This is a genomic window from Spiroplasma endosymbiont of Thecophora atra (genome assembly GCF_964019735.1).
Lineage (GTDB): Bacteria > Bacillota_I > Bacilli_A > Mycoplasmatales > VBWQ01 > Spiroplasma_E > Spiroplasma_E ixodetis_A.
The window spans coordinates 361,536-373,679 of record NZ_OZ026464.1; the positions used below are offsets into that span (position 1 = coordinate 361,536).

Annotated in this window: 11 protein-coding genes and 1 pseudogene; 9 read left to right on the plus strand and 3 right to left on the minus strand. The window is 22.4% G+C overall.

Translation table 4 applies throughout. The features are described from left to right. Nucleotides 1-104 precede the first annotated feature (104 nt). Entirely contained in the window at nucleotides 105-695 is a 591-nt protein-coding gene (gene def / locus AACL05_RS02090; protein WP_338962137.1) for a peptide deformylase, read from the minus strand. A gap of 101 nt (nucleotides 696-796) precedes the next feature. On the opposite strand from def, the gene AACL05_RS02095 reads away from it, so the two are divergent. From AACL05_RS02095 to AACL05_RS02130, 8 genes are all read left to right on the plus strand, one after another. Then, complete coding sequence (locus tag AACL05_RS02095; protein WP_338962139.1) at nucleotides 797-1,354, plus strand: RsmD family RNA methyltransferase; 558 nt, start codon at nucleotides 797-799, stop codon at nucleotides 1,352-1,354. Nucleotides 1,355-1,368: 14 nt separating this feature from the next. Continuing rightward, nucleotides 1,369-1,947 carry a guanylate kinase gene (gmk, locus tag AACL05_RS02100; protein WP_338957663.1) on the plus strand — a complete coding sequence of 193 codons (579 nt, stop codon included), beginning with the start codon at nucleotides 1,369-1,371 and terminating at the stop codon, nucleotides 1,945-1,947. A 184-nt stretch (nucleotides 1,948-2,131) separates the two neighbouring features. Further along, nucleotides 2,132-2,677: a hypothetical protein gene (locus tag AACL05_RS02105; RefSeq protein WP_338962142.1), complete on the plus strand. Its 546-nt coding sequence runs from the start codon at nucleotides 2,132-2,134 to the stop codon at nucleotides 2,675-2,677. A 213-nt stretch (nucleotides 2,678-2,890) separates the two neighbouring features. Further along, nucleotides 2,891-3,565, plus strand: a complete 675-nt coding sequence (locus AACL05_RS02110; RefSeq protein WP_252320291.1) for a diadenylate cyclase — start codon at nucleotides 2,891-2,893, stop codon at nucleotides 3,563-3,565. Between the two features lie 2 nt (nucleotides 3,566-3,567). After that, nucleotides 3,568-4,341 carry a type III pantothenate kinase gene (locus AACL05_RS02115; RefSeq protein WP_338962144.1) on the plus strand — a complete coding sequence of 258 codons (774 nt, stop codon included), beginning with the start codon at nucleotides 3,568-3,570 and terminating at the stop codon, nucleotides 4,339-4,341. Nucleotides 4,342-4,384: 43 nt separating this feature from the next. Then, complete coding sequence (locus AACL05_RS02120; RefSeq protein WP_338986168.1) at nucleotides 4,385-6,079, plus strand: hypothetical protein; 1,695 nt, start codon at nucleotides 4,385-4,387, stop codon at nucleotides 6,077-6,079. Between the two features lie 23 nt (nucleotides 6,080-6,102). Next, a complete protein-coding gene (gene thiI, locus AACL05_RS02125) occupies nucleotides 6,103-7,281 on the plus strand; it encodes a tRNA uracil 4-sulfurtransferase ThiI (RefSeq protein ID WP_338986169.1) in 1,179 nt (392 codons plus the stop codon). Between the two features lie 211 nt (nucleotides 7,282-7,492). Further along, nucleotides 7,493-7,720, plus strand: a complete 228-nt coding sequence (locus AACL05_RS02130) for a hypothetical protein (RefSeq protein ID WP_338978711.1) — start codon at nucleotides 7,493-7,495, stop codon at nucleotides 7,718-7,720. A gap of 14 nt (nucleotides 7,721-7,734) precedes the next feature. Here the strand turns inward: AACL05_RS02130 and AACL05_RS08735 are convergent. Further along, nucleotides 7,735-8,040 (minus strand): annotated as a pseudogene (locus AACL05_RS08735) (ankyrin repeat domain-containing protein); the annotation flags it as partial. A 406-nt stretch (nucleotides 8,041-8,446) separates the two neighbouring features. Here AACL05_RS08735 and AACL05_RS02135 point away from each other — a divergent pair. Beyond that, nucleotides 8,447-11,515, plus strand: coding sequence for a DNA polymerase III subunit alpha (locus tag AACL05_RS02135; protein ID WP_338962153.1), 3,069 nt, complete (start codon nucleotides 8,447-8,449; stop codon nucleotides 11,513-11,515). Between the two features lie 310 nt (nucleotides 11,516-11,825). Here the strand turns inward: AACL05_RS02135 and AACL05_RS02140 are convergent, their stop codons facing one another. Continuing rightward, complete coding sequence (locus AACL05_RS02140) at nucleotides 11,826-12,080, minus strand: hypothetical protein (protein ID WP_338962156.1); 255 nt, start codon at nucleotides 12,078-12,080, stop codon at nucleotides 11,826-11,828. Between the last annotated feature and the right edge of the window lie 64 nt (nucleotides 12,081-12,144).

The following is a 12,144-nucleotide window of genomic DNA, read 5'->3' on the forward strand; positions in this document are numbered from 1 at the left end:
AAAAAAATGTAATGAATTTAATCATGTTTTTACTTATTACTTATTTGGTATATTATATTTAACTATAATAAAACAATTTAAAAACTTAAGTTTATCATTCTACTTTATATCATAATCCATTTATCATCATTAAGTCAAGGATTATCCTTATTAATGTGATGATAAAAGAGTTTTCCTTCTAAATGGTCTTGCTCATGTTGAAAAACAATTGCTTCATAACCTCTAACAGTTAAAGTTACTTTCTTCTTTTTTAAATAGTCATAACCTGTAACATTGATTTTATAATTACGTGGAACTAAACCTTCATGAGGGTGATTAGTTACACTTAAACAACCTTCACCTTTTTTTAAATAAGCTATTTGTTCGCTTTTACCAATGATTTTTGGATTTATTAATGCATGTTCATAGTAAATAATCTTTTCATTTTTATCAGGAATTGGTAATAAAATATAATACATTTTTATATTTTCTCCAATTTGTGGTGCAGCAATACCAATAGCTTCGGTTAAAATGTTGTTAGCATTAAATTCTTTATCTTGTGATGCTTTTACTCAATCAATCATACGTTTCATAATATTTTCATCTTTAGGTGTTAAGGGTAAAATAACATCAGCACAAGGTTTTAATAAACTAGGTTTTGTATCTTCAGTAATTCAAGATGCTGATGGTACTTCGTTTTGTAATTTGTTTAACATTGCAGATCCTTTCATCAGTTTGTAATAAATAATAAATTAAACTAATTTGCTTTTATCAAATTTAATGATAAAATTATTATAAACTAAATTTTGGAGAAAACATGAAAATTATTGCTGGAAAATTAAAAGGAAAAAAAATAATTACTTTAGATGGTTTATCAACACGGCCAACATTAAATCGAATTAAAGAAAATATTTTTAATATTATGTTAAATTATTGTAGTTTTGAAGATAAAATTGTTGTTGATTTATTTGCTGGAAGTGGTAATTTAATTCTTGAAAGTTTATCACGAGGGGCAAAATTTGCTTTTGCAAATGATATTAACAAAGCTGCTTGTAATATTATTAATCAAAATTGTTTTGCTTGTAATTTACAAGAACAAGTTAAATTAAGTAATTTGGATTATCAAGTTTTTAGTAAAACACTAGTACAACAGTGTGATATTGTTTTTATTGATCCACCGTTTGTAAATATTACTTGTCAACAGTGAATTATTGATTTCTTTTATAAAAATAATTTACTTGCTAATAATGCTTTAATTGTTTTAGAAACAAATGTACCACTTGAAAATTTACAATTAAATTTCCATTTTAAAGTAGTATCTAATAAAAAATACGGTAAAATATATATTAAAATAATTCAATTTTATGAAAAGTAGAAAGTAGAATCTAAATGGCACAAAAAAAAGGAAAATTAATTATTCTTTCTGGACCAAGTGGTGTTGGTAAGGGTGCAATTATTGCTAAATTATTTGCTGATAAATCATTAAATTTAGCATATTCAGTTTCGATGACAACAAGAAAACCACGTAATAAAGAACAAGATGGCATTAATTATTTTTTTGTTGATGTATCAACTTTTTTAAATCATGTTAAAGGTAATGATTTTTTAGAATATACAAATTTTATTGGTAATTACTATGGTACTAGTAAGAGTTATGTTTTAAATTTGCAAAATCAAGGTTATAATGTTATTTTAGAAATTGAGGTTGATGGTGCTAGTCAAGTTTTAAAAAATTATGAACATCGCAATGATATTATGAGTATTTTTATTATGCCTCCTTCTTATCAAGAATTAGAACAAAGAATTCGTATGCGTGCTAGTGAGTCAGAAGCAATTATTGAGAAAAGGTTAAATAAAGCAAAAGAAGAATTTAAAGTTCAACATGAATATGATTATATTGTTATTAATGATGACTTAGATATTGCTGTTAAAGAAATAACAGATATTATTAAAAATAATATTAATTAGTTTTTGATTTGATAGTTTAGAATTAAATATTAAAAACATTTAACGATGTTAATTTGTATAAAAATATAATATTATAAAAAACTATATTACAATAATTTTATAAACTTAATATAAGTTTTTAAACCTATTATTTTAATTTTAAAGTAGTAGATTTTTTATTTAATTAGAAAAAGGTGAATAAAATATGGACGCTAAATCAATTGCAATCTTACTGAAAACACTAGTTAGGTTAGGGAAAGTAATATATGAAGGAATAGAATCAATCAAAACCAGTAAAACAAAAAATAAAGCAAAAGAAAAATTAAAAGATGAGACAGAAAATATTAAACTACAAGATATAAAAACATTAGAAACAAAAGTATTAACAGCATTAAAAGTATTACAAACATTAAAAGAAAAACTATGAGAAGATGAAATATTAAAAGAATTAGTAGAATCTTTAAAAAAATTAGAAGAACAATTATCAAATGCATCAGAAAAATTAGAAAAATTAAAAACAGAATCCGCAACAGTAACAATCACAGATATATCAGTAGCATCAGTATGATTACAGGAAAAACTATCAAATTCACTAAAATTAATTGAAAAATTACAAAATAAATTATCTTCAAGAGAAAATAGTAAAGATAGTGATAACGATTTTTCAATAAAAGCAGAAGTAAATGAGAATTTACCAATATTATCGGTAGTAAATAAAAATAATGTTCATAAAACTGTACCAAATTTATAGTAAATAAAGATAATTAACAAATAATAATTTTATAAACTTATATAAGGTAAAATCTAAAATTATTAGTAATATTAATACTCCTTTTAAAAATAAATTTAAAAGGAGTATTTTGTAAATTATGATAAGTTGTTATACTAATAATATCAAAAATAATTTTTTTACTTTATAATTAAAGTAGTGGAATCAAAAAATAAAGGAATGGTGGTATTTAATATGAGTGTATTACCGTTAAATATTATTTCGACTGTAATTTCAGCAGATATTGGAACAGTTATTGCTGAAATAGCGGTTTTATTTGGAATAACCATTTCTTTATTAATGACAATTCTTATTTTAATAGTTATGAATACTTTTATTCGTGGTAAAAAAGTTTGATGAACAACAAGAAATAAATCTCATATGAAACTACTAGCAACTTCAGAAAAAAGAATGTTAGCAAGTGTTTTAGCAGAAGCAGTGATTAAATTAGCAGAAGAAAAAATTGGAGCACTAATTACTATTGAAAGGAATGTTTCATTAAATGAATATACTGATTTGGGAGTAAAAATTGATGGTGAAGTTACTTCACAACTATTACAGTCTATTTTTATTAAAGGTTCACCATTGCATGATGGTGCAGTTATTATTCGTTTAGGTCGTATTGAATGTGCCTCTACTTATTTTCCACTAACTAATAAAAAAATATCTAGTCAATTTGGTTCACGTCATCGTGCTGCTATTGGAATATCAGAGCAAACCGATGCAGTATCAGTTATTGTCAGTGAAACTAATGGTTCTGTTTCAATAGCTCGTAGTGGTAAGTTTTTACAAGTTGAAAACTTAAATAATCTTGTTCGTACACTATATGATGAATTAGCTTCAACTAAAGAAATGGTTCAACAAGTATAATAATGAAAAGTTTGTTATTAGTAGATATTGGTAATACATTAATTAAGATTGCTATGATTAATGATAGTGAAATTATTGAACAATGAGCAGTAATAGAAACCAAAAGTAAAACTGCAATTGATCAATTGAAAAAAGCATTTAAATTAAATAAACAATTACATTTTGAAGAAGCTGTTATTAGTTGTGTTGTTCCAAATTTTTTAATAATAATAGAAAAATTAATTGTTTTTACATATAATTTAAAACCGTTAATTGTTGATTTTAATTTGCTAAGTTTTTTACCTTTAAAACTTAATTTAGAAAATCGCCAATTAGGTAGTGATTTGATAGCATTATCATATGCTGCTTATACTAAGTATCACAATGCGATAGTTGTTAGTTTGGGAACTGCTACTACCTATAGTATTGTTGTTAATGATGTTTTGGTTGGCGTTATTATTGGACCTGGATTTAGTACAAGTAAAGATGCATTGATTGATAATGCTGCTTTACTTGTCGATTTTGAAATGCAACATTATCAATCAATGTTAGGTAAAAATACTAATCATGCTTTATCAATTGGTTATGGTTATGGTTTTAGTGCAATGATTAATAGTATTGTTGTTAGGATTCAAAATGAAACAAATATTAGTTTACCTGTAATTTTAACAGGAGGTAGTGTACCAATTTTAAAATCTTATTTTGATTTTTCTTATATTTATGAACCACAAATGTTATTTTTAGGTTTAGTTGATATTATTAAATATTTTAGAAGTAATAATAAAATAAAAGATTAATATCTTTTAATATATTTAAAATATAAGGAAAGGAGAAAAAACTATGTTAATGTTAATAAAAATTTATAAATTAACTAGTGCACAAATTATTATAATAACTATTATTAGTTTATTAATTTTTACTGTTATTGTTTTAACAAGTTTATTAGTAATTTTTAGTTCGTATAAAAATAAACAATTTATGGTTTATAAAAATTTGCAATATATTCAAAATATTAATATTAAAGAAAGATTAAATCGTATTAATCAAATGGTACAAGCAAATGAACAATATAGTTCTATTTTAGGAATTTGAATTAGTCGTTATAATCTTTTTTTAAAAAAAGATTTAAATAAGGTTTTTAAAAATTATATTCAAATTTTAAAATTACAAAATAATAAAGAATTATGAAAAAGATATAAATTAATGTATAGAATGCATAATAAGAGTAATAATTTAAAAAATCAGTTGCAGTTATTAACAATTGAAATAGATTATTTTATTAGTATTGATCAATTATTACGAGAATATCAATTATTTTTTAAACAAAATTTTAATTATTTACAAGATCAAATGATCAAGATTAATTTACAAAACGATCTTAATCGAGAACAATTAGATGAAGTTATTAAGATAATTAATGATATGTTTAAAGAATTAGAAACAAATATTAATGCTATTAATGTTAGTCAAATTATTACTATTTTAAGTGAGATTGCGATTGCTGTTGTAACATTGGCAGAAATTTTAGATAATTTACCAACACTTCGTTATATTATAACATATGAAATTAAACAGAAAATGGCTGCCTTAAAAAATAAATATCAAATGATAAAAATAAATAATACTTTACTTTTACAATATGAACAATTAGTAGCAAACGTTGATGAAAAGTTAAGTTTTATTAATAAACAAATTAATAATTTACAATACAAAAAAGTTAAGGTTAACACTCAAGAAATATTAAAATTAATTGCCACTTTTAGTAATAAAATTGATAAAGAACAAATATTTTATAATATTTTTAAACAAAATTATGAAAAATTTTTAGTTATGAGTTTTAATTTTAATGAAATATTTGAAGCTATTAAAAATGAAATTGCTCTTTCAAATAAAATTAATTCTAAAATGATAGAAAATAGCAAAATAACTAACTTAGAAACTATTATTAATAAACAACTTGCTACTGTTAATCATTTTGATAATTTATTAATCATAGAACATCAAAAATCAATAAAAAATACTAGTTATCAAACATTAGTGATGTTATTAGCGGCGTTATTTGAAAATAGTATTGTTGTTTTTAATAGTTTAAAAGAGTATAATAAATTGTTGAATGAACAAAATAAAGCAAAAATTAAATTTAAAACTTATGTTGATAAAATCAATTCAATGATGTTACAAATTGATAATATTTTAAATAATATTAATTTTTATTATTTAAATGAAATTTATAAAGAAAAGTTTAGTGATTTACAATATTTAATAAATGATACTATTTTAAATTTTAAAAATGGAAATTATGATAATTCTTCTTTTAGTAAATTTAATGATTTACAAAATAAAATTTTTCATCTTTATACTGAATTAAAAATGGAAATTACTATTCATAAATTATCACATTTAACTCTTGTTTATGCTAATCGTCATCGTTCAATTAATCAGCAACTTAATAGTAAATTTAATGAAATTGAAAATAATATCACTAATAATCATAATCAAAAAGCATTAACATTATTATTGGAATTAATGGAATAAATTTTAAAAAAGAGGAAAATTAAATGGTACCAATTATTATTATTATTATTCGTTATGGTGAATTAACAACTAAAAGTAAAAATCGGATTGATTTTATTAAACAATTAAAAATAAATATTAAGTATGCTCTTAGTGATTATAAACAAATAAATATTATTCATTTTCATGATCGGATGGAACTAACCAATTTATCTCTTGATGTAATGAATGATGTTATTAATATTTTGGTGATAATATTTGGTATTAGTTCATTATCACCTGCTTTTAGAATTGCTAAAAATATGGAAATATTATCAGAAAAAGTAATATCATTAATTTTAAGTCAAGATCTAACAAATTTTAAAACATTTAAACTTTTTGTTAGTCGTAGTGATAAGAGTTTTTGATTAAATTCAGAACAAATAGTTAAAATTATAGCTTCTATAATTTTAAAGAAAACAGATTTAAAAGTTAATGTTACTAATCCTGATTTAAAAATAAATATCAAAGTTAATAACGATGATATTTATTTATTTGCAAATAAAATTATTGGTGCTGGTGGATTTCCAGTAGGTAGTTCAGGGAAAGTGTTATTATTATTGAGCGGTGGTATTGATTCCCCTGTAGCAGCATATAAATTAATGAAACGAGGATTACAAGTTCAATATTTACATTTTGCTACTCCACCTTTTACTTTACCAACAGCATTAAAAAAAGTAGAAACTTTAGTTCAAATTTTAGCACCTTATAATGCTGGTAGTAAAAATTTATATATTTGCAATTTTACTAACTTGCAAAATGAATTAAGTCATATTAAGAAAGAAAGTTATCGTATTACTTTAATGCGTAGAATGTTTATTAGAATTGCTAGTTTATTTGCAGAAAAATATAAAATTCAAGCATTAGCAACTGGTGAAGCAATTGGTCAGGTTGCTTCACAAACATTAGCAAGTATTAATGTTATTAATATTGTTAGCAATTTACCAATTTTGCGTAGTTTAATTGCCGAAGATAAAGTTGATATTATTAATCTTGCTAAAAAAATTGGTACTTATGAAACATCAATTTTACCATTCGCTGATTGTTGTTCATTATTTGTTCCCAAAAACCCTGTTACACAACCAAAGATTAAAGAATGTGAACTTTTAGAAAATGATTTAAAGCAAATAATTGATTGAGAACAAATTTTAATAAATAGTTTTAAAGATATTGAAAAAATATAAATAAAATTATTAATAATTTAATAGTTTTAATAAATTGCAGTTTATTTACTTTAAATATAAAAAAAGAGTGAAGTTTCACTCTTTTTGTTATTTTTTAATAGTAAACTATAAAATATTACAATAAGTATTTTGATTACTTGTTGAAGGTTGATTTTGTAAATCGATTGCATTTATTTCATTTACTAATAATTTTGTTTTTTCAATTCTTTTATTGATTTCATTTATTTTTTTCTTATCAATTTCTAATTGAGCAAGTTTTAAATTTATTTGTAATTTTTGATATGGATTTGGTTCTCTAAAATCAATATTGGTTGTTATTTTTTGTACTTCATTTGCTAATTCTTGAAGAGATTTAACTTCAAAATTATTTTTATTGGTTGTAACATTAAGAATAGTAGGTAATCCAAATTTATATCGTTGTTTTATTTCTTGTTCATAAATTTCATAGGCTAATCTTTCAACTATTTTTGGGTGTTTGTTTTTAGCAGCTATTGTTAAAGCTGTATCACCATTTTCAATAGTATCTAGTAAAAGATTAGCATAGTTATAATAACCATTTGTTTTTAAATATTTGGCTATAATTATTTGTCCATTAATATTATTTAATATTCAAGGATCAGGTCTATTTTTAACTACATGATAAATATTAACATCATTATCTATTAAGATATTAACTACATCTAAATGACCATTTTGCGCTGCTCATATTAAAGCGGTTATATCATCGCATATATAATTAACATTGCCACCCTTTTTAATTTTTTTTTAATTACTTGTAGATCACCATTTTTAGCAGCTTTTATTAAATTAATATTTTGAATGTCCATTTTTTTCTCCTTATTTGATTAAAAATAACAAACTCACTTACTTTAAAATGAAGTAATAAGTTGAAAACTTATATTAAGTTTATGCAGATTTTATCATATTATTGGTTTTAATATGCAAAAAATATATTATAATTTTTCCAAGTTATTTATTATTAATTATTGAAAAAAATAATGTTTATTTTTTCTTTTTTAATATAAATTTTATTTCTAAAAAAGTTTATTTTAAGTGTTTTAAATAGTTTTGTATTGAAAACAATAACTTAAGAATAACCTAGCAAGATAAAATGATGTTAAAATTAACTTGTAATATAAGTCATTCAAGAATTGTAGGGGATAGTATGAAATATATAGTTAATTTAAATGTTCGTTCTAATTATTCATTTCTTTCATCAACTATTAAAATAAGTGATTATATTGAATTTGCTAAAAAAAATAATTTAAAAGTTCTATCTTTAGTAGATAAAAATATAATGTATGGTGCTTATGAATTTTGTAATTTATGTATAGAGAATGAAATTAAACCATTAATTGGTTTAAATTGCGTTTGAGAAAGTACTACTGATAAAGTTGAATTAACTATTATGGCAACTTCATATGCTGGTTATCAAAGATTAATAGAGCTTTCTACTATTATTAGTACTAATAATAATATTGTTACTACTAATGATGTAAAAAAATATCTTAATCAAACACGTGAAGTTTTAGTTATTATTCATGCTAATAACAAAAATATTAGATATATTAAAAATAATTATGATATTTTAAATTCAACAGGTCATGAACTAGTTTATTTTGGTTTAGTACCTAGTGATATGGATAATATTACTTTATTAAAATCGATTACATCTAATATTATTCCAATTGATTTGGTTTTATATTTAGATGAAAAACAACATCGTATTTATCAAATTTTACAAGCTATTAAAGAACAAAAAACATTAAAATCAGAAGATTTATCAAAAAGTAATGAGTTTTTATATAAAACTAAACAAGATTTAATGCAACATTATCCAAATGAAATTATTGAAAACATTGAAAAGGTTATTTGATTATGTAATTTAAAATTTCCTAAAAATAAGCCAAATAGTGCAGAATTAAGTTTACCAAAATTTACTTGCCCTAATAATCTTACTAGTAATTTATATTTGCAAGAATTATGTAAGCAGGGATTAGAAGCGCATTTTCAAAGTCGTGAAATTCCTGAAACATACGTTAAAAGAGTTTTATATGAATTACAAGTAATTAATGAAATGGGTTTTGCTGATTATTTTTTAATTGTTAATGATTATGTTAAATTTGCAAAAAGCAAGAATATAATGGTTGGACCAGGTAGAGGAAGTGTTGCTGGTAGTTTAGTGGCATATGTTTTAGGAATTACTGGTGTTGATCCTATTGCTTATAATTTAATTTTTGAAAGATTTTTAAATCCAGAACGAATATCATTACCAGACATTGATATCGATTTTGAAGATACAAGAAGAGATGAAGTTATTAAATATATTCATCAAAAATATGGCAAAGAACATGTTGCATATATTGTTACTTTTCAAACAATTGCTAGTAAAATGGCAATTCGTGATTTGGGAAGAGTTTTTCAAGTTAATATTGAAGATATTAATGAAATGACAAAATTAATACCAATTCAATATAATTTTGAAATAGATATGGCTATTAAACAATCACCAAAATTAGCATGATATGCAAATAAGTATCCTTTATTGTTTACTTTAACCAAAGAAATTCTTGGTTTTCCACGACAAACTAGTACTCATGCAGCAGGAATCGTTATTACAAGTGCACCATTAGTTACTGCTATTCCATTACAATTAGGATTTCAAGGTATTTATCAAACGCAATTTCCAATGCAAACCCTAGAAGCTCTTGGTTTGATAAAAATGGATATTTTAGGATTACGTAATTTAACTATTTTGCAAAATATTTTACAACAAGTAAGTAAACATTATTTTTTAAATTTAAAATTATCTCAAATTCCTTTAAATGATGAAAAAAGTTTTAGCATTATTAAAAATGGTGATACAACCGGTATTTTTCAATTGGAATCTTCAGGAATGCGTCAAATTTTAATTAAAATGAAAGTTGATAGCTTAGAAGATATTATTGCTAGTTCTTCTTTATTTCGTCCTGGACCACAAGAGTACATTCAAGATTATATTAATCGTAAATTAGGAAAACAAAAAGTTACGTATATTCATGAAGATTTAAAACCTTATTTAGCATCAACTTATGGCATTATTATTTATCAAGAACAAATATTATTAATTTTACAGAAAGTTGCTGGTTATTCATTAGGAAAAGCTGATTTAATTCGTCGTGCAATTAGTAAAAAAGATACTACAGTTATGAAAGAACAAGCAAACTTATTTATTAAAAGTGCTGTTAATAGAGGTTATTCATCAAGAGTTGTTAAGAAAATATGAGAAGATATTGAAAAATTTGCTAGTTATGGATTTAATCGATCTCATGCTGTTGCTTATTCATTAATTAGTTATTATTTAGTTTATTTAAAAGCAAATTATCCATTGGCATTTATGGTATCGTTATTAAGTAGTGTTATTGGTAATGATCAAAAAATGTTACAATATTTGAATGAATGTCAAAAATATCAAATTAAAGTTTTACCACCATCAATTCAATTTTCTGGCATTGATTTTTTAATTGATGATGCTAAAAAAGCTATTCGTTATAGTTTACAAGCAATTAAGCAAATGAGTCAAGGTAGTTGTAGTAATCTTATTAAAGAACGTACTAGTAATGGATTTTTTCAAGATTTTTTTAATTTTTGTGCTCGAGCAATATTTATTGGTTTGAATCGTAAAAACATTGAACATTTAATTGCCGCTGGTGCTTTAGATGATATTCAATCAAATCGAACAATGTTATTATTAAACTTGGATGCTGCATTAGAATATGCCAATATGGTGCAGGTAAAAGATGAAACTAGTGACGAATTATCATTAAATTTTAATTTAATTGCTAAACCAATTATGTTACAAAGAGAAGATGATTGAAATAATAATAGTATTAATGAACATCGTGCATTAGGACTTTATTTAAAATATAATCCTAAATTACTATGAAAAGAACAATTAGATCCTCATAATAAAGCTATTGATTTAGCATATATTAATAATTATGTTGATCAACATGTTAGAGTATATGGAGTTATCAATAATATTAGAGTAATTAAAACTAAAACTAAAAAATTAATGGCTTTCTTTGAAATGCAAAATGATAGTAATGTTATTGAAGTAACGGTTTTTGAAAAGTTATATCAAATATACCAAGAATATTTACAAGTTAATAAAGTAATTTTAATGGAAGGAAAGGTAGAAATTTATAATGATAATATTCAGTTAATTTTATCAAGAGTAATTAAAAATTTATAGTAAGCATATAATTTTATCTATGCTTACTATATTAAATAATAAATATAATCAATAGTTTTTAAATTTCTTACTTTAATTTCTAATAATAAATAAAAAATTAATGAACATAATAATTATTAATAATTTCACAATTTTCAATAGCATCTCAAAAGTTATTATCTACTTTTTTTATTTTTAAATAAATATTTAAAAAGATTAGTAATATAGTTATAAATAATAAAATTGGACTTAAAATTATAGCAAAAACAATTCCAATTTTTAGTTGTACTAATGATTTAAGATTATAGTTTTCAACAATATTTTGGAAGAGCTAATGTTTACAAAAATATAATTTATTATTAGTTAACATATAAATTAAACCATGTTCTTTTATTAAATTAAAACTATTTTCTTTTGTTATTATTTCTTGCTTTCGACAATAATTATAGAAAGAAGGAATATATTTTATATCATTTTTTATGTTAAAAAAATCTATTAAGGTTAAAGATGTAAATATAACCAAAATAGTTAAAATCAATAGTGATAGTATTATTAAATTTATTTTTTTAAGTTTCTGAATTTTCATTTCTAAAAATCTCCTTATATTTTATTTATAGGTTAATTTTATTTGTTAGGAAAGTATTATAATA